Annotated in this window: 21 protein-coding genes; 11 read left to right on the top strand and 10 right to left on the bottom strand. The window is 68.1% G+C overall.

Translation table 11 applies throughout. From position 1 onward, the window contains the following. The first annotated feature begins 98 nt into the window (after nt 1–98). Nucleotides 99–1,874, top strand: a complete 1,776-nt coding sequence (locus tag H6844_08305; protein ID MCB9929403.1) for an ATP-binding cassette domain-containing protein — start codon at nt 99–101, stop codon at nt 1,872–1,874. 33 nt (nt 1,875–1,907) lie between these two features. Continuing rightward, nucleotides 1,908–2,786, top strand: coding sequence for an LLM class F420-dependent oxidoreductase (locus H6844_08300; GenBank protein MCB9929402.1), 879 nt, complete (start codon nt 1,908–1,910; stop codon nt 2,784–2,786). Between the two features lie 201 nt (nt 2,787–2,987). Here H6844_08300 and H6844_08295 read toward each other — a convergent pair whose 3' ends face one another. The 7 genes from H6844_08295 to H6844_08265 form a co-directional block, all read right to left on the bottom strand. Beyond that, nucleotides 2,988–3,854: a pirin family protein gene (locus tag H6844_08295; protein ID MCB9929401.1), complete on the bottom strand. Its 867-nt coding sequence runs from the start codon at nt 3,852–3,854 to the stop codon at nt 2,988–2,990. Between the two features lie 317 nt (nt 3,855–4,171). After that, entirely contained in the window at nt 4,172–5,905 is a 1,734-nt protein-coding gene (locus tag H6844_08290) for a thiamine pyrophosphate-binding protein (GenBank protein ID MCB9929400.1), read from the bottom strand. Nucleotides 5,906–5,985: 80 nt separating this feature from the next. Further along, entirely contained in the window at nt 5,986–6,471 is a 486-nt protein-coding gene (locus tag H6844_08285) for a helix-turn-helix transcriptional regulator (GenBank protein ID MCB9929399.1), read from the bottom strand. A gap of 115 nt (nt 6,472–6,586) precedes the next feature. Further along, nucleotides 6,587–7,456, bottom strand: coding sequence for a hypothetical protein (locus H6844_08280; GenBank protein ID MCB9929398.1), 870 nt, complete (start codon nt 7,454–7,456; stop codon nt 6,587–6,589). Nucleotides 7,457–7,590: 134 nt separating this feature from the next. Continuing rightward, the gene (locus H6844_08275) at nt 7,591–7,935 is read right to left on the bottom strand and encodes a PepSY domain-containing protein (GenBank protein MCB9929397.1); all 345 of its coding nucleotides are present in this window, start codon (nt 7,933–7,935) and stop codon (nt 7,591–7,593) included. A 145-nt stretch (nt 7,936–8,080) separates the two neighbouring features. Continuing rightward, nucleotides 8,081–9,757, bottom strand: coding sequence for a formate--tetrahydrofolate ligase (locus H6844_08270; GenBank protein MCB9929396.1), 1,677 nt, complete (start codon nt 9,755–9,757; stop codon nt 8,081–8,083). 127 nt (nt 9,758–9,884) lie between these two features. Continuing rightward, complete coding sequence (locus H6844_08265) at nt 9,885–10,517, bottom strand: carbonic anhydrase (GenBank protein ID MCB9929395.1); 633 nt, start codon at nt 10,515–10,517, stop codon at nt 9,885–9,887. A gap of 119 nt (nt 10,518–10,636) precedes the next feature. On the opposite strand from H6844_08265, the gene H6844_08260 reads away from it, so the two are divergent. The 3 genes from H6844_08260 (at nt 10,637) to H6844_08250 (ending at nt 11,524) form a co-directional block, all read left to right on the top strand. After that, nucleotides 10,637–10,858 carry an acetyl-CoA carboxylase biotin carboxyl carrier protein subunit gene (locus H6844_08260; protein MCB9929394.1) on the top strand — a complete coding sequence of 74 codons (222 nt, stop codon included), beginning with the start codon at nt 10,637–10,639 and terminating at the stop codon, nt 10,856–10,858. Between the two features lie 97 nt (nt 10,859–10,955). After that, nucleotides 10,956–11,213: a type II toxin-antitoxin system ParD family antitoxin gene (locus H6844_08255; GenBank protein MCB9929393.1), complete on the top strand. Its 258-nt coding sequence runs from the start codon at nt 10,956–10,958 to the stop codon at nt 11,211–11,213. Continuing rightward, on the top strand, nt 11,210–11,524 hold the full coding sequence (locus tag H6844_08250; GenBank protein MCB9929392.1) for a type II toxin-antitoxin system RelE/ParE family toxin: 315 nt from the start codon (nt 11,210–11,212) through the stop codon (nt 11,522–11,524). Before H6844_08255 ends, H6844_08250 begins: the two co-directional genes overlap by 4 nt. Nucleotides 11,525–11,546: 22 nt before the next feature. Here H6844_08250 and H6844_08245 read toward each other — a convergent pair whose 3' ends face one another. The 3 genes from H6844_08245 to H6844_08235 all read right to left on the bottom strand — a co-directional run bounded on the left by H6844_08245 (nt 11,547) and on the right by H6844_08235 (nt 14,512). Next, complete coding sequence (locus tag H6844_08245) at nt 11,547–12,422, bottom strand: DMT family transporter (GenBank protein MCB9929391.1); 876 nt, start codon at nt 12,420–12,422, stop codon at nt 11,547–11,549. A gap of 21 nt (nt 12,423–12,443) precedes the next feature. Beyond that, nucleotides 12,444–13,559 carry an LLM class flavin-dependent oxidoreductase gene (locus H6844_08240; GenBank protein ID MCB9929390.1) on the bottom strand — a complete coding sequence of 372 codons (1,116 nt, stop codon included), beginning with the start codon at nt 13,557–13,559 and terminating at the stop codon, nt 12,444–12,446. 95 nt (nt 13,560–13,654) lie between these two features. Continuing rightward, the gene (locus H6844_08235; protein MCB9929389.1) at nt 13,655–14,512 is read right to left on the bottom strand and encodes an ATP-binding protein; all 858 of its coding nucleotides are present in this window, start codon (nt 14,510–14,512) and stop codon (nt 13,655–13,657) included. A 262-nt stretch (nt 14,513–14,774) separates the two neighbouring features. Between H6844_08235 and yajC the strand changes: the two genes are divergently transcribed. The 6 genes from yajC to H6844_08205 all read left to right on the top strand — a co-directional run bounded on the left by yajC (nt 14,775) and on the right by H6844_08205 (nt 22,045). Continuing rightward, complete coding sequence (yajC, locus tag H6844_08230) at nt 14,775–15,194, top strand: preprotein translocase subunit YajC (protein MCB9929388.1); 420 nt, start codon at nt 14,775–14,777, stop codon at nt 15,192–15,194. Between the two features lie 30 nt (nt 15,195–15,224). Continuing rightward, the gene (secD, locus tag H6844_08225; protein MCB9929387.1) at nt 15,225–16,811 is read left to right on the top strand and encodes a protein translocase subunit SecD; all 1,587 of its coding nucleotides are present in this window, start codon (nt 15,225–15,227) and stop codon (nt 16,809–16,811) included. A 22-nt stretch (nt 16,812–16,833) separates the two neighbouring features. Then, a complete protein-coding gene (gene secF / locus H6844_08220; GenBank protein MCB9929386.1) occupies nt 16,834–17,790 on the top strand; it encodes a protein translocase subunit SecF in 957 nt (318 codons plus the stop codon). 18 nt (nt 17,791–17,808) lie between these two features. Further along, complete coding sequence (locus H6844_08215; protein ID MCB9929385.1) at nt 17,809–18,192, top strand: Mth938-like domain-containing protein; 384 nt, start codon at nt 17,809–17,811, stop codon at nt 18,190–18,192. A gap of 83 nt (nt 18,193–18,275) precedes the next feature. Beyond that, nucleotides 18,276–20,363, top strand: a complete 2,088-nt coding sequence (locus tag H6844_08210; GenBank protein MCB9929384.1) for a hydantoinase/oxoprolinase family protein — start codon at nt 18,276–18,278, stop codon at nt 20,361–20,363. Nucleotides 20,364–20,446: 83 nt separating this feature from the next. Continuing rightward, on the top strand, nt 20,447–22,045 hold the full coding sequence (locus H6844_08205; protein MCB9929383.1) for a hydantoinase B/oxoprolinase family protein: 1,599 nt from the start codon (nt 20,447–20,449) through the stop codon (nt 22,043–22,045). Nucleotides 22,046–22,103 lie beyond the last annotated feature (58 nt).

Raw genomic sequence — 22,103 nt, 5'->3', positions numbered from 1 at the left:
GCCCGGATAGACCGTCCGGGGCGCGGCGGCAACACCCCTCGCCGCCGCAGCGCGAAGCGGCTACAAGGCGGGCCGGTACCGATGAGACAGGATATAGGATGGCGACGCGCGCCCCGCACCCCCTGGCCGACCGCAACTCGTTCGCGCTGCTGAAACGGCTGTGGCGCGATTCGGTGACCCCCTACCGCAAGCGGCTGGTCGTGGCAGCGGTGTGCATGGTGGTCGTGGCCGGCACCACCTCGCTGACCGCCTGGCTGCTGGACCCGGTCATCAACGAATTGTTCGTCAACCAGAACCGCGGCATGATCTGGTGGATCGGCGCGGCGGTCATGCTCACCTTTCTGGTGCGCAGCGCCGCCACCTTCGCCCAGGAGACGCTGGTCGTCTATGTCGGCCAGCGCATCGTCGCCGACATCCAGGCCCGGCTGTTCGGCCATCTGATGCACCAGGACGTGGCCACCTTGCAGGGCCACCATTCCGGCACCCTGCTTTCGCGCTTCACCTATGACGTCAACACCATGCGCTATGTGGTCAGCGACGCGGTGGTGGTGATCGGCCGGGATGCGCTGACCATCGCCTTTCTGGTGGGGCTGATGTTCTACCAGGAATGGCTGCTGGCGACGATCGCCTTTGCCGGCGCGCCGCTGACCATCTGGCCGCTGCAAATGCTGGGCAAGCGCGTGCGCACCATCACCCGCGAGACGCAGGAGGAAATGGGCGCGCTCACGGCCCGGCTGGGGCAGACCTTCCAGGGCATCCGCACGGTCAAGGCCTTCCGCATGGAAGCGCACGAGCAGGAGCGCGCCGGCACGTTGATCCGCCGGATTTTCGAGCTCAGCTACCGCTCGGCCCTGGCCAAGGCCGCGACCCAGCCGATCATCGACGCGCTGGGCGGCGTCGCGGTGGCGGCGATCATCGTCTATGGCGGCCTCAGGGTGATCGACGGCGACACCACGGCCGGCGCCTTTTTCTCGTTCATCGCGGCAATGCTGATGGCCTACCAGCCGATGCGGGCGCTGGGGAAGATGAACGCCCGCATTCAGGAAGGGCTGGCCGCGGCCGAGCGGGTCTACACCCTGCTGGACCAGTTGCCGAGCGTGACCGACAAGCCCGGTGCCGCGACCCTGCCGCGCCAGGCCGGGGCGGTGCGGCTGGAGGGCGTCGCGTTCAGCTATGACGGCGAGCACCAGGCGCTGCACGGCGTCTCGCTGGAGGCGCCGGCGGGGCGGACCACGGCGCTGGTCGGGCCGTCCGGGGCCGGCAAGTCCAGCATATTCGCGCTGATCCCCCGATTTTACGACGTGCAGGCGGGCACGGTCTCGGTCAACGGCCGGGACGTGCGCGAGGTGAGCCTCGCCTCGCTCAGGGATACGGTGTCGGTGGTGAGCCAGGAGGTGGTGCTGTTCGACGACACGGTGGCGAACAATATCCGCTATGGCCGCTGGGACGCGACCCAGGCCGAGGTCGAGGCGGCCGCCCGGGCGGCGGCGGCGCACGGGTTCATCGCCGATCTGCCCGCCGGCTACGACACCGTGGTCGGCGAGCAGGGCCTGAAGCTTTCCGGCGGCCAGCGCCAGCGCATCGCCATTGCCCGCGCGATCCTGAAAGACGCGCCGATCCTGCTGCTGGACGAGGCCACCAGCGCCCTGGATACGGAGAGCGAGCGGCAAATCCAGACGGCGCTCGCCCGGCTGATGCAGGGGCGCACGACCATCGTCATCGCCCACCGCCTCTCCACCGTCATCGACGCCGACGTGATCCACGTGCTGGAGGCCGGGCGGGTGGTGCAATCGGGCCGGCATCAGGCGCTGCTGGAGGAAGGCGGCCTCTACGCCCATCTGCACGCCTTGCAGTTCAGCGAACCGGCGGCGTAGGCTCCCGTCTCAACGAGACAGGAGGTCCGCCCCATGAAATTCGCCCTGCATTTCGGCAATCTCGCCTTTCCCGACGGCCCCGGCGCCAAGCGGCTGGTGCAGGCCGCGGAGAAGGCCGGGTTCGAATCCGTGTTGGCCATCGAGCATGTGGTGATCCCGTCGGACTATGCCTCGGTCTACCCCTATCACTCGTCCGGCAAGCTGATGGGCACGCCGCAAATCGCCATGCCCGACCCGCTCGCCTGGATGAGCTACGCGAGCGCGGTGACGACGACGCTGAAATTCATGACCGGCGTGCTGATCCTGCCGCAGCGCAACGCCCTGGTGCTGGCGAAGCAGTTGGCGACGATGGACCATATGAGCGGCGGCCGCATCATGCTGGGCGTCGGCGTCGGCTGGCTGGAAGAGGAGTTCGATGCGCTCGGCGTGCCGTTCAAGACCCGCGGCCGCTACACCGACGAGGCGATGCAGGCGATGCGCGCACTCTGGAGCGGCGACGATGTCAGCTTCGACGGCGAGTTGATCAACTTCCAGAACGTCAACTGCAACCCGAAGCCGGCGAACGGCCGGGTGCCGTTCGTCATCGGCGGCCATACCAAGTTCGCGGCGCGGCGCGCCGGACGCTATGGCGACGGCTTCTTCCCGGCGACCGGCATGCAGACCGACTTTCGCCCGGTGCTGGACCTGATGCGCGAGGAAGCGGTGAAGGCCGGCCGCGACCCGGCGGCGATCGAGATCACGCTCGGCTGCCCCGGCGCCCTGCCGGGCTCCGGCCAGGACCCGCTGGAAGCCGTGGCGGAGCGCAAGGCGTTGGGTGCCGGCCGGCTGGTGCTGCCGCTCGACCCGTTCCTGCCGGACCTGGAGGACCATCTCGCCCGCTTCGGCGAGGAGGTGATCGCCAAGGCTGGGTGAGGTTGGTTGGAGCTACGATGCGGGCAAGCGCGGGGTTTTGACGATCAGACTCCCCTTCCGGCCCGATATTCCCCGGGCGAGGCGGAGCCGAGACCCGGGGCCGGCGTCATCCTTCGAACACTGCCGCCGCCGGTGTTCGTGAGATCAACCGGTCCCGGACGCCCGCTTCGCAGGCTCCGGGACGCAGCAGCGCACGCCCGATCAGCGGCGGATGACGCCCATGCGGCCGGTCTGGAAGTCCTGCATGGCGGCGATGACCTCGTCCTTGGTGTTCATGACGAAGGGGCCATAGCGCGCCACCGGCTCGTTCAGCGGCTCGCCGGCGAGCAGGAGGAAGCGGCCGGCGGTTTCGCCCGCCTGCACGGCAAAGCGGTCGCCCGGGCCGAACACGGCCATCTGCCCGCGCCCGACCATGACACCATCCGGTCCGAAACCGACCATTCCGTCAAAGACATAAGCCGCAATATTGAAGCTCGAATTCACCTCAATTTCCGCCGCGCCACCGGGGCTGACGCGCCAATCCTGCAGCCAGATCGGCGTGTGCGTGCCGATGGCGGCGCGAACGCCGAAGGCCTCGCCCGCAACGACGGTGACGGCGATGCGGCCGTCGGGGCTCTCGGCCCGGGGAATTTCGGCAGCGGGCAGATACTGGTAGCCGGGCTCGGCGAACTTGGCCGCTGCCGGCAGGTTCACCCAGATCTGGAAGCCATGCGCGAGGCCGCCGCTCGCCTTGAAGTCCGGCCCCGGCAGTTCGGAATGGATGATGCCCGCGCCCGCCGTCATCCACTGCACGTCGCCGGCGCGGATGAGCTGGGATTTGCCCGTCGAGTCCTCGTGGAGCTTTTCGCCGGCCAGAATGTAGGAGACCGTCTCGAAGCCGCGATGCGGGTGGTCCGGCGCGCCGAGGGCCTGGCCGGGGGCGTATTCCACCGGGCCGACCTCGTCCAGCATCAGGAACGGGTCGACCTGGTCCAGCCCGGCGGTCGGCACCGGCCGCCGCACGAGGAAACCCGCCCCCTCCTTCTGTTGATGGGCGGTGACGATGCGAGCGACGGGGCGAACGGCCATGACGCGGTTCCTGCTGTCGTTATTGATGGTTATGCAGGCGCATTCCTACTCCAACGCAACCTTCGCCGCCTAGCGGCAGCAGGGGCGGCGACGGCGCAAAAGTCCTTCCCGGCAATCTGCCGGGCCGTCAGCCAGCGGCCCGGAATGCCGGAACCGTCTCTCCAACCCCTCGCTTTCCCGGCCGGAGCCCGCCGGCAGGCGGGGGAAGTGCCGGGACCTCCGACCGGGGAGGCTCCGCCGGCATGGCTCCATCCACCGAGAGGTCCCGGATCGACGCTGCGCGCCGTCCGGGAAAGCTGGGCACGGGCGGGGAGCCCCTACCCCGCCGCGAGCGGGCTGGTGACGTCGCGGAAAGTGGGCTTGAAGCTGGTGACCACGTCCACCACCGTCGGCCGGCCGCTGTTCAGCGCCTCGGCGAGCGCGCCCGGAAGCTCGGCCGGGTCGGTGACGCGAATGCCGTGCACGCCCATGGACTTGGCGATGGCGGCAAAGTCCATCTCGGCGAAGGTGCTGGCGATGGTGCGGTTGCCCTGGCCGTGCTTGACCCAGCCCAGCGCCGAGTTGTTCAGGATCACGGAGACGATGGGAATGTTCTCGTCGCGGGCGGTCATGATGCCGTTCATGGCCATGGAAAACCCGCCGTCGCCGGAGATCGAGACCACCTGACGCCCGGGATACACCAGCTTCGCCGCCAGGGCCGCCGGCACCGCATAGCCCATGGCGCCAATGCCCGGCATCAGCATGCTGCCGGCGCTCTTGCACTGGAAGTAATGCACCGAGAACAGCCGGTTCTCACCCGCATCGAGGGTGAAAATGGCATCGTCGTCGGTCGCCGCCAGGATTTCCTTGAACAGGCGTTGCGGCATGATCGGCGCTTCGTCCGAGTCATAGTCCGGACCGCGGAAGAAATTGTGAGCCTCGCGCGCCGCATCCAGCGCGGCCTTGCGTTTCGCCAGGACCGCGGACGTGGGCGCCCCCTCGGCGACAATCTCCCGCTCGATCTGGGCCAGCGCCAGTTTGGCATCGCCGATCACGGTGACGTCGCAGGGGAAGCTCCACGAGGCGTTCTTGGGCTCGATCTCGATCTGGATCAGGGTCTGGCGGGCCGGGTCGATCAGGGCCGGGTTCTCGTTCGCCGTGTCTGCGGGGCCGAGGCGCGTACCGACGGCCAGCACCAGGTCCGCCTGGCCGATGACATGGTTGGCGGTCGGCTGGCCGAAATTGCCGCAAACGCCCAGCGCCCAGTCGCCGGTTTCCGCAAACACGCCCTTGCCGGAGGCCGAGGTGGCAACCGGCGCGCCGATCAGGCCGGCCAGCACCTCCAACTGGTGATAGGCGCCGGCGACGCGCACGCCGTTGCCGGCGATGATCACCGGCCGCTCGGCCTGGCGCAGTGCGGCGGCGGCGGCCCGGATGCTGGCCGGGTCGGCCGGCTGCGGCTCGGGCAGATAGTGTTTGGTGGAATAGAGGAAGGGCCGCGCGTCCGGATCGACCGTGCCGGCCAGCGCCTGCGAGTGATAGAGCACACCCACCGGCCCGCGCTCGCCGCTGAGCGCGTGCTTGATCGCCAGCTGCGTCGCGTGCACCGCCTGGGCCGGATGGTTGGCGACCAGGGTGGTCTTGGTCACCGCCTCCAGCGCCTTGCGCGTGTCGGCGGCGCCATAGTCGCCGGTGCCGCTCTGATAGGGCGCGTGCTGGGTGAACGGGTGCACGTCCGAGAAATCGGTCAGGAACAGCATGGGCGAGGAGCCGAAATGCGCCTCCAGCGTGCCCAGCAGCGCGTTGGCCAGCATGAAAATGCCCTGGCCCGTGCACACGCCCGGCTTGCCGGTGAGCCTCCCATAGACCTCGGCCATGACGCTGGCGAGTTGCTCGTGGCGGACCAGTACGGCGCGGATCGAATCCTGATGGTCGTAGAGGGCATCGTAGAGGCGGCCCATATTGCCGCCCTGAATGCCGAAAATCATGTCGATCCCGGCTTCTTCCAGCACGCGGACAATGCCTTCTCCGGTGCGCACTTCCTCGGTCAGCAATTTCTCGGTCTTGGCCATGGCGGGGTTCCTCCGGCAAGCGGTGTTGATGGCTTGCCGGAAAGCCTAGGCCAGCCTTTGCCGGCAGAAAAGGCCCGGCGTCAGGCCGCGCCCTGCGGCGGCGACGCCGTTCCGGCCGGCATGCCGTCGGCCACCAGTTCCTCGACGAACAGGCTCAGCAGTTGCAGCCGGCCGCTGACGCCCGCCTTGCGGTAGATGGCGTTGCACTGCGACTTGATCGTGCCTTCCTTGGTGCTGCGCAGGGCGGCCATCTCGGCAATGGACAGGCCCTTGATCGCCAGCAAGGCCACGTCGCGCTCGGACGGCGTCAGCGCCCATTCGTCGAAATGCTCGTCCAGCAGCTGGGCAAAGGCGCCGGAGGCCGCCCGGAGTTGCTGACCCATGCGCTTTTGCCGGCGCAGCAGGCGGCGGATTTCCCGAAAGGTCAGCCCCAGCGCGACTCCGCGCAGGGCCGAGATCCAGTCGGACAGCGCGTCGAGAAGGAAAAAGGCGGCGCAGGCCGCCTGAAGCCCCAGGATCACCCAGAGCGCCGTGATCCTTTGGGTGATGGCACGAAGAAACGGCAATGGGTCCCTCACCTTTCGGCCCGGATCGCCCCCTTCGACGATCCGGGCCGGCGGGCTCGGGACAGGGTGGGCAAGGGCCGTTTAGCATCGTGACGTAGCTTAACGGCCCCACCGCCTATTCGTCGACCCCGAGCCGCTCATCGGCGACACCGATGCTGCGCGATCCTTGCAGGTCGACCCGCGACACGGTCAGATAGATCACCAGCGCCAGGATCACGCCCAGGAACAAGGCGCTGGTGACGACGGTGCCGAGGCCGAGGCCGCCATGGTCGACCGGTTGCGAGAGAAAATCGCCGATGGACGCACCCAGCGGCCGGGTCAGGATATAGGCGAGCCAGAACGACAGCACGCCGTTCATGCCCAGTCCCTTATAGGCCAGGGCGACCAGGGCGATGGCGCCGGCAAAGATCAGGGCCGACGGGGCATAGCCGAGCGCCAGCTTCTCCGCCATCAGGTCGCCGGCAGCGGTGCCGAGGGCGAAGGTGAACAGGATGGCGAGCCAGTAGAACACCTCGCGCCGGCTGGTGTAGATGGTGTGGATCGACAGCGTCTTCTCCACCGCGTACCAGAGCGCGAATGTCGCCGCCAGCGCGCCCGAGAAGGCCAGGGTCGTCGTCTGCAGGCTGACCCCCAGATTGTCGACCAGATTGTCGGTGATGAGCGTGCCGACAATGCTGATCAACACCACGGCCAGCCAGTATGTGCCCGGCTTGTAGCGATCCTGGCGGAACTGGAGCACCAGCACGCCGATCAGGAACGCCGCCATGATGACGGACGTGCCGCTGAGCCCCAGGCCCAGGGTTTCGTTCAGGAAGTCGGCGGCGGTCTCGCCCACCGTGGTGGCCAAGACCTTGATGATCCAGAAATACGCGGTGACTTCCGGAACCTTGTTGAACAGTTCGCGGCCGAGAGATGCTTCGCCCGGATCCGGCGCGCCGCCGGCTTCCGCCGGCACGGCAACGGCTTGGAGAGAGAAATTTGCCATGATGATCGGTTCCCGCAAGCGGCAGGGCCGGCCTGCAAGCGGACCGGCGCTGCCAAATCACTGAAGGGGAGAAAGTCGGAGGTTGGCGGCGGCTCCCGCGGAGGATCCCCGCCGCCCAAAGTCAGCCGTCGCGGCTAGTCGCGGTCCTTGCCGTCCCGCTCCGCGCCGTCGTCGTCCTTGCCGTCGCGGTCCGCCGGGTCATGGTCGTCCTGCTCGACCGCAACCACCTTGCCGGTGTCGCGGTCGACCGTGACTTCCATCGCCTGGCCGTTGGCGGTCACCTCCGCCTGGATGGCGCCGTCTTCCCGCTCCACATCGCCGACCGTGTAGCCCTGCTGGGTCAGGGCGGCGCGGACATCGGCTTCGGTCTTGCCGAGGCTGTCGCCCGGCATCATGCCGGCGAAAGCGGCGAGCGGCAGCAGCACGGCGCCGACCATGGCGGCGAGCGGCAGGGCACGGCGGGACAGTTTCTGAGTCATCGCTTAAGTCTCCTTCGAGCGGTGGGACAGGCCCGACCATTCGGGCTTGCTGGCGATGACGTGGACCGCAGCCGCCCCAACGACCATTGCTCAAAGGCTCAGGAAATCCGCCGTATAACCTAGGTTGAGGACCGGTTCGGGCGGGCTAGAACAGGCCCTCCACCTCGCCGGCCGCGGTCAGGCCGATGGCCTCGGCGGCGGGGGTGCGGGGCAGGCCCGGCATGGTCATGATATCGCCGCAGATCAGCACCACGAACTCCGCCCCGGCCGAGAGGCGGGCCTCGCGGATTTCGACCGTGTGCCCGGTGGGCGCGCCCTTGGCCGACGGGTCGGTGGAGAAGCTGTACTGGGTCTTGGCCATGCAGACCGGCAGATGGCCGTAGCCCTTCTCCTCGAACTGTTCCAGCTGCCGCGCCGCGGCGCCGGAGAGGTCGATATCCGCCGCGCCATAGATTTTCTGGGCGACGGTGCGGGCCTTGTCGGCCAGCGGCAGGGCGTCGGGATAGATCGGGCTGAAGTCGGCCCTGCCGGAGTCGGCGGTGGCGGCAACGATCTCGGCCAGTCGGGTCGTGCCCTGGCCGCCATCGGCCCAGTGGGTGCAGAGCGCGGCTTCGACGCCGCGGGCGGCGCAGAAGGCGAGGATGGCGTCATGCTCGGCGGCGGTGTCGGCGGAAAAACCGTTGATCGCGACCACAGGCGGAACGCCGTAACTCGCCACATTGTCAATGTGTTTGCCGAGATTGCTGAGCCCTTGCTGCAGGGCCGCGACATTCTCGTGGTTCAGGTCGGCGCGGGCGACGCCGCCGTGGAATTTCAACGCGCGAGCGGTCGCGACCACCACGGCCGCGGCCGGCCGCAGCCCCGCCTTGCGGCATTTGATGTCGAAGAATTTCTCCGCCCCCAGATCGGCACCGAAGCCGGCCTCGGTGACGACGTAGTCGGCCAGCTTCAGGCCGGTCTTGGTCGCCAGCACCGTATTGCAGCCATGGGCGATGTTGGCGAACGGGCCGCCATGGACGATGGCCGGGTTGTTTTCCAGCGTCTGCACCAGGTTCGGCATCAGCGCGTCGCGCAGCAGCACCGCCATGGCGCCGTCCGCCTTCAGGTCGCGGGCGGTGACGTATTCGCCCTCGCGGGTGGCGCCGACGACGATCTGGCCGAGGCGGCGTTCCAGGTCCGCCAGGTCGGTCGACAGGCAGAGAATGGCCATGATCTCGCTGGCGACCGTGATGTCATAGCCGGTCTGGCGCGGAAAGCCGTTGGCGACGCCGCCCAGCGAGACGACGATATCGCGCAACGCCCGGTCGTTCATGTCGACGACGCGCCGCCAGGTGACGCGGCGGGCATCCAGGCCCGTGTCGTTGCCCCAATAGATGTGGTTGTCGACCATGGCAGACAGCAAATTGTGGGCTGCACCAATGGCATGCATGTCGCCGGTAAAGTGAAGGTTGATATCCTCCATCGGCACGACCTGGGCATAGCCGCCGCCGGCAGCACCCCCTTTCTGGCCGAAACAGGGGCCGAGCGAGGGCTCGCGCAGGCACATGATCGCGCGCTTGCCGATGCGGTTCAGCCCATCGCCGAGGCCGACCGTCGTGGTGGTCTTGCCCTCGCCCGCCGGGGTTGGCGTCATGGCGGTGACCAGGATCAGCTTGCCGTCCGGGCGCTCCGCAAGGCCGGGCACGCGGTTCAGCGCGATCTTGGCCTTGGTCCGGCCATAGGGCTCCAGCGCGTCTTCCGGCAGGTCGAGCTTCGCGGCGATCTCGGCGATCGGGCGCAGATGTGCGGCGCGGGCGATTTCGATGTCGGAGGGCACGGCCATGACGCAAGTCTCCCAGGGGCAACGGTTTGGTTGCCCGGGACATTAGCGCCGGCGGGGCCGGGAAACCAAGACCGAGGTCCGGCGGCCCGCGCCGGCGCGCGGCCGGCCCATGGCGGGAGGCCCCCGCTCAGGCGACCGGGCGGAAGGTGTCGTCCGCCGGGTTCAGCCATTCCAGCACGCCGGAGGCGATGCCGAAAAACGCGCCATGGGTGGCGAGCGTGCCGGCCTCGACCCGCTCGCGCACGAAGGGAAACGCGTTCAATTGCTCCAGCGAGTGGCGAATCGCATGGCGTTCCAGCGACTTCGCGGCACTGTCCGCATCCAGGCCATCGGGAACGGAATCGTAGGCCGGCGCCAGCAGCGAGGCCCAGCGGGCCAGATAACGGCCGGCCACCGCCTCGCCCATGGCGCCGTCCACATAGGCGCGGACACCGCCGCACTGGGCGTGGCCCATGATGACCACATGCTCGACCTTCAGCACCGTCACCGCGAACTCGATGGCCGCGCTGGTGGAGCGGTAGGCGTTGTCGGTGGCGGGCGGCGGCACGAGGTTGGCGACATTGCGCAGCACGAACAGCTCGCCCGGGCCGGCATCGAAGATCAGCGCCGGGTCGGTGCGGCTGTCGCAGCAGGCGATGACCATGACGGTGGGTTGCTGCCCCTGCTCTGCCAGATGCCGGTAGCGGTCGCGGGCTTCGAGAAACCGCCCGGCGCGGAATCGGCGATAGCCATCGTGCAGGTCGTCGATCGAGCGGATGATGCTCATGCGCGGGCACTCCTGGGTGTTGACGGGCTCGGGGTGTTGACGTGCTTGTCAGGGAGAATGGGGGCAGTTAACGTCGCCAGCCTCTATCTAGTCTCTCCCAAGGAAACGCCAAGATGGCAGAAACGACAGTGGAATCCGAGATTCCCGGCAAGGTCTTCCGTATCGAAGCCCCGGTGGGCACCAAAGTCGAGGAAGACGACCCGATCATCATCCTCGAAAGCATGAAAATGGAGATTCCGGTCGGTGCCCCCTGCGCCGGCACGGTCAAGGAAATCCTGGTCGAAGAGGGCGACGCGGTCGAAGAAGGCGACGAAGTCGCCGTGATCGAGGGTTAGGCGAGACGCCTACCCCCGGACGCTGCGCCCGCAGCCCGATTGTGTTAGAGTGCGGCCGCGGAAGCCACCGTGGCCGCACTTTTCAAGAGGCTCTTTCATGCCGGACGGCGTCACCCTGCCCGATGACCTGCAGGCGCTGATCGATGCAGCGATCGCCAGCGGCGATTATGCCGACGAGGAAGCGGTCTTGCGGGAAGCGCTGGAGGCCTGGCAAGCCAACCGCCAGGCCTCTGCCGACGGTGTCGCGACAGTCCGCCGCCTGTGGCAGGAAGGGCTGCAAAGCGGAGAGCCGCGCGAGGCCGACGCCGTGTTCGACAGGCTGCGCGCACGGTTCGGCACCGTTCCGAGCGAATGAGGCTGCGCATTCTGCCGGCGGCCGAAGACGATCTGTTCGCCATCGGCCGGTATATCGAACAGTCGAATCCGGAAGCCGCTGCACGGTTCATTGCCAGTCTGGAAGAACGTTGCCGGCAGTTGGCGCATCAGCCTCATCTCGGCCCCGCCCGACCGGACATCGCCGCCGATCTGCGATTTCTGCCGCATCGCTCCTATCTCATCTTCTATCGCATCGAAGCCGACGTCGTAGTGGTCGTTCGCGTCGTCCACGGCGCGCGGGACGTGGCGGCAGTGTTCAGGGAGGCACCGTCCGCGCCCGAGCCGCCCTAGCCGCTGCCGGGATCACTGCCGGCTAGGCCAGCCCCTCCCCCCGGCGCAGGCGCTCGCGCCAGAGGGCGTAGAGGCCGCCGACGATCACCAGCCCGCCGCCGGCAAAGGTCATGGCGTCGGGCAGGTGGTCGAACACCAGCCAGCCGACAAACACCGCCCAGAGCGGCAGGCCGTAATTGTAGGGTTGCAGGGCCGAGGCCGGCGCCTGCTCGTAGGCCTTCACCAGCAGGATGTGCCCGGCCGAGCCCATCACGCCCACGCCGGCGAGCAACAGCCATTGCTCCGCCGTCGGCGGCTGCCAGAGCACGAGGCCGGCCACCGAATACACCACCAGGCCCACCGTGGCGGTGTAGAGCACCGTCGTCTCCGACCGGTCGTAGGCGGAGACCTGGCGCAGCAGCACCTGATAGGTCGCCCAGCCGAGCGTCGCCGCCACCGGCAACAGCGCCGGCCACCCGAACACGCCGCTGCCGGGCCGGATGATCACCAGCACGCCCAGAAAGCCGATGGCCACCGCCGCCTTGCGATGCGGGCCGATCTGCTCGCCCAGGAACACCGCGGCCATGACCATCACCAGCAACGGCGCCGCTGCGGCGATGGCGTGCACGTCGCCCAGATGCATGTAGACGAAGGCCTGGATGAACAACGCCATCTCCGCCATCAGAATGCCGGAGCGAATCAGCTGCACCCAGGGCCGTTTCGAGGCATAGGCGGCACCGAGGCCGATGCTGCGATGCGCCATCCAGGCCGCGACGCAGAAAAACATCCAATAGCGCACCGCCAGAATCTGGCCGACGGCCAGGTCGTGCACCAGCAGCTTCGAAAGCGCGTCCATGGTGCCGATGATGACCATGGTCCCGAGCAGCAGCAGAATGCCGCGGGCAAGATTGTGCTGCATCGGGGATGGGCTCCGGCGCGGTCAGGCCGCCTGCGGGATGCTGTCGGCGAGACGGCCCTGGAAATACGGCATCACCCGTTCCGAGACCACGCGCGCCATGCGCGCATGCGGGTAGCCGGACAGGCAGAAACTGGTGCAACCGGCATCGACGAATTCCTGCAGCGTCGCGGCCACCTGTTCCGGATTGCCCACCACCGCGATGCCGGCGCCGCTGCGCACGGTGGAAATGCCGGTCCACAGATGCGGGTGGATTTTCATGTCGTTGCCGCTTTCCTCCAGCAGCTTCCACACCTGCCGGTTCGCCTCCGACGTGCGGCGGATGCCGTCGGCCGAGTTCTGGCCGGCCCGCATGTTGGCGAGGTTGAACCGCGTCGCACCGTCGATCAGGCGATAGGCCGCCTCCCACGCCTGGTCCTCCGTCTCCTCGCAGACGATCTGCAGGCGCATGCCGAACTGGATGTGGTCGGCGCGGCCGTATTTCTCGGCGCGGGCGCGGATGTCCTTGACCTTCTCGGCGATGCCGGAGGGGCGGTCGCCCCAGAACAGGTGCACGGTCGAATGCTTGGCCGAGATCTCCAGCGCCTGGTCGGAGCCGCCGCCGAGGAAGAAGGGCGGGTGCGGCTTCTGGTAGGCGGTGGGCTGCATCACCGTATCCACCTGATAATGCTTACCCTTATAGCCAATGGGCTCGGACGCGGCCCAGAGCCGCTTCATGATCTCCACTTCCTCGTCCATTTTCTCGTAGCGCACCTGCTTGGAGTCGAACAGGCCGTCGGCATGGGTGTCGTCGTCGTTGATGCCGGCGATCAGGTTGATGCAGAGCCGACCGCGGCTCATCTGGTCGAGGGTGGCGAAAATCTTAGCCGACAGCACCGGGTTGGCATAGCCGGCGCGCAGCGCGATCAGCGGCGCCATGGTCCGGGTGCGGGCGATGTAATAGGACGCCATCACCGTCGCCTCCCAGCAAAAGGCGTTCACCGGCAGCAGCATGTAGCGGAAGCCGCCCCGGTCGACCGCATCGACGATCTCGTCGAACAGTTCCGGGCTTTGCGGAATCCGGGCCTTCGGGTCGCCGAGATTGGTGCTGTCGCCGCTGGTGGGCAGAAACCAGCCGAATGTCAGGTCGGGGGCGGACATGGGCGGGGGACTCCGGTGCTGCTGATGGGGCGCTGCCAAAGCCTAGTCGCGCCCCTTGTCCCCCGGCAAGCGGCGCGCGCCCCTGCCCAACGTTTCTATCCGAGGCGCTGGCCCAGTCGGCCCGCCAGATCCTGCACATATTGCCAGGCGACGCGGCCGGAGCGGCTGCCGCGGGTGACGGACCACTCGGCGGCTTCCCTGCGCAGCGTTTCCGCATCGATCTTCAGGTCGTGCGCCTTGGCATAGCCCTCGACCATGGCGAAATAGACGTCCTGACTGCAATTGTGGAAGCCGAGCCACAGGCCGAACCGGTCGGACAGCGACACCTTTTCCTCCACCGCTTCTGCCGGATTGATGGCGGTCGAGCGCTCGTTCTCCATCATGTTGCGCGGCATCAGATGGCGGCGGTTCGAGGTGGCATAGAACAGAACATTGTCGGGCCGCCCCTCGATGCCGCCTTCCAGCACGGCCTTCAGCGACTTGTAGGACGTGTCGTCATAGTCGAACGAGAGGTCGTCGCAGAAGACGATGGCGCGCCGGCCGGCCGCCTTGATGATCGAGAGCAGGGCCGGCAGCGAGTCGATATCCTCGCGGTGGATCTCGATCAGCAGGATTTTGTCGTCGATCTCACCGTTGACCTGGGCGTGCGCCGCCTTGACCAGCGAGGACTTGCCCATGCCGCGCGCGCCCCAGAGCAGCGCGTTGTTGGCCGGCAGGCCCTGGGCGAAGCGGCGGGTGTTGTCCAGCAGGATGTCGCGCATCCGCTCGATGCCCTGCAGCAATTCCAGTTCGACCCGGTTGACGCTCGGCACCGGCTGCAACCAGCGGCGGTCGGCATGCCAGACAAAGGCGTCGGCGGCGGACAGATCGTTCTGGGTGTCGCTTGCCGGCGCGAGGCGTTCCAGCGCGTCGGCGATGCGGGCCAGGACGGGCAGCAATTCGGTCTGATCCACGGATCGAACTCTCTTTAATACGGTGGCAAAGCAGCGCTATCGGGGCGGAGGCTTTAGGCGTCGGTGTCGCAGTCCGTCAATGCCGCAAACCGCGCAGGCCGCACGGATTGGCGGCGAACAGGGCCCCGGGCGCCCCCCGGCAAAGCCGCGCAGGGCGCGCGCTATCCTTGCGCCCGCACGGCGCGCCGCTATAGTCCCGCCTTCGCCTTACCTCCGGTTCCGGCCAAAGGGCCGGGATCGCACAGCGTTTGGGAGCGCTTCCATGCTGATTTCTCCTGCTTTCGCCCAGGCTGGCGGCGACCCTGCCAGCAGCATCATGGGCTTCCTGCCCCTGGTGCTGATTTTTGCCGTCTTCTATTTCCTGCTGATCCGTCCGCAGCAGAAGAAGGTGAAACAGCACAAGGAAACCATCGGCAATCTGCGCCGCAACGACAAGATCGTGACCGGCGGCGGCATCATCGCCAAGGTGACGAAGGTCGTCGACGAGCAGGAAATCGAGGTCGAAATCGCGCCGAACACCGTCGTGCGCATCGCCCGCGGCACCGTGGCCGACGTGCTCTCGAAATCCGCGCCCACCGGCGAGGCCGCCAAGACCCCGTCCAAGCCGGCGAACGACACCGGCAGCGGTTCCGGCCAGGGCGGGCTGTCGGGCTTCCTTTCCAAGATCCGCGGCGAGAAGTAGTCCACTCGCGAAAGTCAGAGGTCGCGGCTCATGCTGTATATCGAGCGCTGGAAGCTCCTTCTCATTGCCCTGGTGTGCGTGCTGGGCTTCGCCTACGCCGCACCGAACCTGTTTCTGAGCCGTGACGAGGGCGATGCCGACGCCCAACTGCCGTTCTATGTGCCCTACCGCACCATCAATCTGGGCCTCGACCTGCGCGGCGGCTCCTACCTGCTGTTGCAGGTCCAGACCGATGCGGTGGTGCGCGAGCGGGTCGAGAGCCTGACCGACGTGGTGCGGAACGCGCTCCGCGAAGACCGGATCCGTCGCCGCAACCTGAAGGTCGAGACCCAGAGCGTCTCGTTCGACCTGCTCGACCCGTCCCAGGTGGAGCATGTCCGCGGCCTGCTCCAGAACGAAGACCCGACGCTGGACATCGAGACGACGCCGGAAGGGCATGTGCGCCTGTCCCTGCGCGACAGCGACCTGCGCGAGCTTCGCCATTCGGCCGTCAGCCAGTCGATCGAGATCATCCGCCGCCGCATCGATGAGACCGGCACGCGCGAACCGATCATCCAGCGCCAGGGCGAGGACCGGGTCATCGTGCAGTTGCCGGGCGTCGACGACCCGCAGCGCATGAAAGACGTGATCGGCCAGACCGCAAAGCTGACCTTCCATCTGGTCGATACCAACACCACCGCGGCCGAGGCCCGCCAGGGCGCCCTGCCGCCCGGCGCGGTCATCCTGCCGGGTCAGGACGAGCGCCGGCCCGGCCAGCAGACCGAATACGTCGTGCAAAAGCGCGTGATCGTCGGCGGCGAGAGCCTGGTCGATGCCCAGCCCAGCTTCCAGCAGGGCCAACCCGTCGTCTCGTTCCGGTTCGACACGGTCGGCGCCCAGAAATTCGGCCGCGCCACCCAGCAGAATGTCGGCAAGCCCCTGGCCATCGTGCTGGACGGCCGGGTGATCTCCGCACCCGTCATTCGCGATGCGATCCTGGGCGGCAGCGGCATCATTTCCGGCTCGTTCACCACCCAGCAGGTGCAGGACCTGGCCTTGTTGCTGCGGGCGGGTGCGCTGCCTGCGCCGCTGACCGTGCTGGAAGAGCGCTCGGTCGGACCGGGGCTCGGCGCCGATTCCATCGAGGCCGGCAAGTTCGCCAGCGCCATCGGCCTGGCCCTGGTCATGGTGTTCATGATCATCTGCTATGGCCTGTTCGGCATATTCTCGGTGATCGCCCTGGTGCTGAACCTGGTGCTGATCGTCGCCTTGCTCTCGGTGCTACAGGCGACTTTGACCCTGCCCGGCATCGCCGGCATCGTGCTGACCATCGGCATGGCGGTCGACGCCAACGTGCTGATTTACGAGCGCATCCGCGAGGAATTGCGCAACGGGCGAACGCCGGTCACGGCCATCGATTCCGGGTTCCGGACCGCCATGAGCACCATTATCGACGCCAACCTGACCACGCTGATCGCCGCCATCGTGCTGTTCAGCCTCGGCTCCGGGCCGGTGAAGGGGTTTGCGGTGACGCTGGCCATCGGCCTGATCACCTCCATGTTCACGGCCGTGTTCGTGACCCGGGCCATTGTTGTCACCTGGCTGCGGCGGACGCGGCCCAAGGCGCTGCCGATCTGAGCCGCGAGAGGACCGATCTGTCATGAAACTCCTCCGCCTGATCCCGGAAAAGCCCAATCTGAACGTGATGGGCCTGCGCAAGATCGCGCTGACCTTCTCGTTGCTGCTGGTGGCCGCTTCCATTGCGCTGACCATCGCGCCCGGCCTGAATTTCGGCATCGATTTCCGCGGCGGCACCGTCATTGAAATCCGCACCCAGGGCCCGGCCGACGTCGCCGCCCTGCGCACCCAGCTGGGCGGGCTCGGCCTCGGCGATGTCTCGTTGCAACGCTTCGGCGCCGATACCGACGTTCTGATCCGGGTGCAGGAGCAGGACAGCGAAGACCAGACCATCGTCATCAAGAAGGTGCAGGCGGCCCTCGGCCCCGGCATCGAATACCGGCGCACCGAATTCGTCGGCCCCACGGTGGGCGAGGAGTTGAAGGAAGCCGGGTTCATCGCGGTGGTGGTCTCGCTGCTGGGCATTTTCGCCTATGTCTGGTTCCGGTTCGAGTGGCAGTTCTCCGTCGGCGCGGTCGGCGCGCTGATCCACGACGTGCTGGCGACTATCGGCCTGTTTGCGCTGACCGGCATGGAATTCAACCTGGCCACCGTCGCGGCGGTGCTGACCGTGGCCGGCTATTCGATCAACGACACGGTCGTGGTCTATGACCGGGTGCGCGAGAATCTGCGCCGCTACAAGCGCATGAGCATGCCGGACCTCCTGAACCTCTCGATCAACGAGACGCTGTCGCGCACCTTCATGACCTCGTTCACCACGCTGCTGGCCCTGTTCGCGCTGGCCGCGTTCGGCGGCGAGGTCATCCGCGGCTTCTGTGTCGCCCTGATCTGGGGCATCGTCATCGGCACCTATTCGTCGGTCTATCTGGCGGTGCCGGCGCTGCTCTGGACCGGCGTGACCCCGGTCGGCATGGCGGGCGGGTCCGGCAATGGCGGCGAAGACGCCGACGAGAACGGCAACCTTCCGGCCACGCCCTGACGGCGAAAGGAGGCTGGCATGGCGGATATCTCCCCGATCATCCCAGCCGGACGCCAGGTGATCGAAACCTATGGCGCCGGCGGATTTCGCATCACGGGCCAACGCTATGAACACGCGGTCATCGTCCGCCCGACCGAGACGGTGGCCTGGGCGGTCTCGGACTGGGAATCGGTGACCGCAGCGTCCCTCGCCCCGTTGTTCGACGCCGGGGCGAGCGAGCCGCTGACGTTGCTGCTGGGAACCGGCGCGACCCAGTTCTTTCCCAGCCGCGCACTCAAACAGGAATGGCGTGCCCAGGGGATGGTGGTCGAGGCCATGTCCACGGGCGCCGCCTGTCGCACCTACAATGTGCTGATGGCCGAAGGCCGCAAGGTCGCTGCCGCGCTGTTGCCGGTGGATTAGGCATTTAGGGACTGGCCGGGGTCCCGCCGCCTCGGATAGGCTTTGCGGCGAGCATTCGTCCGCAAGCAAGGCCCCTCCCCGCCATGGTTCACGTAGCCTTCGACATCGGCGGCACCTTCACCGATTTCGTCCTGGTCGATCCGGCCGGCGGCCGCACCGTCACCCACAAGGCCCCCTCCACCCCGGCCGACCCGTCGCGGGCGGTGGCGGACGGCCTGCCGGTGCTGCTGGACAAGGCCGGCATCGCACCCGGCGCGGTCGCCCATCTGCTGCACGCCACCACCGTCGCCACCAACGCCATCATCCAGCGCCAGGGTGCGAAGACCGCGCTCATCACCACGCGCGGCTTCCGCGACGTGCTGATTCTCGGCCGCCAGAAGCGCTACGAGACCTATGACCTGCACCTGACCAAGCCCGCGCCGCTGATCCCGCGCGAGCAGATTTTCGAGGTGAGCGAGCGGGTCGACTATGAAGGCCAGGTGCTGAAACCGCTCGACGAGGCCGACCTCGCCGCAACCCTGGACCGCGTCGCCGCGGGCGGTTTCGAGGCCGTCGCCGTCGCCTTCCTGCACGCCTATGCCAACCCGGCGCATGAGCGCGCCGTCGGTCAGGCCCTGGCCCGGCGCCTGCCGGGCGTCGCCGTCAGCCTCTCCGTCGACGTCTCGCCGAAACTGCGCGAGTACGAGCGCACCAACACCACCGTCGCCAACGCCTTCGTCCAGCCGCTGGTCGGCCGCTATGTCCACCGGCTGGGCGAGACCTTCGCTGGCCAGGGCATCGCCGCCGAATTCTCGATCATGCAGTCGAACGGCGGCCTGGTCTCCCCCGCCCTGGCCGAGGCCTATCCGATCCGCATCGTCGAAAGCGGCCCGGCGGCGGGCGTGCTGCTGGCGGGCCAGGTCGGGGCTGAGATCGGCCAGGCCCATGTGCTGAGCTTCGACATGGGCGGCACGACGGCCAAGCTCGGCGCCATCGACGACGGCGAGCCGGTGATCGCGCCCACCTTCGAGATCGACCCGGTGCGCTACAAGAAGGGCTCCGGCCTGCCGATCAACGTGCCGGCGGTGGAGCTGATCGAGATCGGCGCCGGCGGCGGCTCCATCGCCCGGGTGCAGGACGGCGCCATCCGCGTCGGCCCGGAGAGTGCGGGCGCCGACCCCGGCCCCGCCTGTTATGGCACCGGCGGCACACGCCCGACGGTGACGGACGCCAACCTGGTGCTGGGCTATCTCAACCCCGCCTATTTCAACGGCGGCAGCATGGGGCTGGACCGCAGCGGGGCGGAGGCGGCGGTGCGGGCGCACGTCGCCGAGCCGCTCGGCCTGGGGGTGGCGGAGGCGGCCTGGGGCGTGCATCTGATCGCGACCGGCAATATGGAGCACGCGCTCCGCGTCGTCTCGGTCGAGCGCGGCCGTGACCCGCGCCGCTATGCCATGGTTGCCTTCGGCGGCGCCGGGCCGCTGCACGCCGCCCGCATCGCGCGGGCCATCGGCGTCGAGCGGGTGGTGGTGCCGCGCGCTGCCGGCGTCGGCTCGGCCGTGGGCATGCTGGCGGCGGACGCCAGGCTCGACGTCTCGCTGTCGCGCATCCTGGCGGTGACGGCGGAGACCGCGCCCGCCATCGCCCGCGTCTATGCGGATCTGGAGGCCCGGCTCGCCGCCGACCTGGAGCGCCTGCACGAAGCCGCCCCGCCGCGCTTCCGCCGCTTCGCCTATATGCGCCATGCCGGCCAGGGCTTCGAAATTCCGGTGGACCTGCCGGCGGGCGCGATCGACGCGGCCTTCGCCGCCAGGGCCGAAGCGGCCTTCCGCGCGGCCTACAAGGCGCGCTACCTGACCGGCGACCCGGCCGCGGCGGTCGAGGCGGTGGACTGGGGCCTCGCCGCCATTATTCCGCGCGGAGGGGTGGAAGCCAGCACCGCCGCCCTGCCCGCCAGCGGCGAGCCGCCCGCCACGCGCGACGCCTGGTTCCCGGAAGCCGGCGGCTTCACGCCCACCCAGGTCTGGCGGCGCGAGGCCATCGGGCCGGACACGATCGTCGGCGGCCCCGCCATTGTCGAGGACGCCGAGGCCACCACCCTGCTGCTGCCGGGCGACACCGCCTGTCTCGGCCCCGGCGGCCACCTGATCATCGCCATCAACGCCGCCGCCGCCGGTGTGTCCCGGCCTTGAGCCGGGACACCCTTCCGAGCGAAACTCCGACACCGGCCCCGGCTCGCTCTGCGAGCGGTCGGGGAACACCAGGGAGCGAAAGCATGAGCCCCGCCATCGACCCCATCACCTTCACCGTGATCTGGAACTCCATCGTCTCGATTGCCGAGGAGCTGGGCACCACCATGCGCAACACCGCGTTCAGCGAGGCCGTGCGCGAGGGCGACGACTTCTCGACCGCGGTGTTCGACTGCCAGGGCCGGATGATCGCCCAGGGCAATTTCTCGCCGGGCCATCTGGGCTCCATGCCGTTCGTCATCCGCCATGTGACCGACGCCTTTCCGCCGGAAAGCCTCAGGCCCGGCGACGCGATCATGCTGAACGACAGTTGGATGGGCTCCGGCCATTTCCCGGACATTTTCCAGGTCATGCCCGTGTTCGACGCGGCGGGCCGGGAGTTGCTCGGCTATGTCGCGGCCTCCGCCCACCAGATGGATGTCGGCGGTGCGGCCCCCGGCTCGCAGAAGGTGCACGGCGTCACCGAGAGCTTTCAGGAGGGTCTGCGCATCCTGCCGATCCGCTTCTGCCGCGCGGGCGAGGTGGACGCGGACATTCTGCGCCTGATCCTCGGCAACACGCGGGTGCCGGACAAGGTGCGGGGCGATCTGATGGCCCAGCACACCGCCAACCTGACCGCCGCCAAGCGCTTCCGCGACCTGTTCGCGGCCCAGGGGCGGGCGACGGTGGAGGCCGCCTTCGACCAGATCCTGGACCGCTCCGAGGCGCGCATGCGCGCCGCGCTGGCCGAGGTGCCGGCCGGCACCTACAGCTTCGACGACCAGATGGACGACTACGGCCCCGGCACCGAGCCGATCCGCTTTTCCGTCGACATCACCTTCGCCGACACGGACGCGGGCCGCGAGGTGGTGGTGGACTTCTCGCGCTCGTCCGATGCGGTGCCGGCGGCGATCAACAGCTATATCAACTACACCCGCGCCTATACCCTGTTCGCGATCAAGGTGTTCTGCGATCCGCTCAGCCCGCAGAACTCGGGCGCGATGACGCCGATCCGCCTGGTGGCGCGCGAGGGCTCGTTCTTCAACCCGCGCTTCCCGGCGCCGTCGGGCGGCCGGGCGGCGCTGCAGGTGCGGATTTTCGAGACCATCAATGGCGCCCTCGCCCAGGCCCTGCCGGAGCGCGCCATGGGCGCCTTCAGCCACTGGTCGAACCCGAATATCGGCGGCGTGCACCCGAAGACCGGCAAGCCGTTCGTGTTCTACGACCTGATCCTGGGCGGCTATGGCGGCCGCGCCGACAGCGATGGGCCGGAGGGCCTCTCGCCGGTGATGAACTGCTCCAACATCCCGGTGGAGGTGCACGAGACCGTCAACCCGGTGCTGATCCACCGCGTCGAACTGATGGACGGCACCGGCGGCGCGGGCCGGTACAAGGGCGGCAGCGGCCTGCGCAAGGACGTGGAACTGCTGGCGGAAGAGGGCGTGCTGACGTTGTTGGGCGACCGGCATGAGTCGCGGCCCTATGGCTTGTTCGGCGGCGAGCCGGGCGCCGTCGGCGAAACCGTCTTGAACCCGGACGGCAACGGTGAGAGGCTGGGCAGCAAGGAAATCCGCACGCTGAAGCGCGGGGATGTGGTAAGTTTCCGGCTGAGTGGGGCTGGGGGGTATGGGGAAATAATTTCTTGATATCCAATGCCGGCTCTTCTTGTTAACGAGGGGTACTGAAAGAAAATGCCACAACCCA

This window comes from Alphaproteobacteria bacterium, assembly GCA_020638555.1.
In the GTDB taxonomy this organism is placed as follows: Bacteria; Pseudomonadota; Alphaproteobacteria; order Bin95; family Bin95; genus JACKII01.
This window is presented reverse-complemented; position numbering and strand designations above follow the sequence as displayed.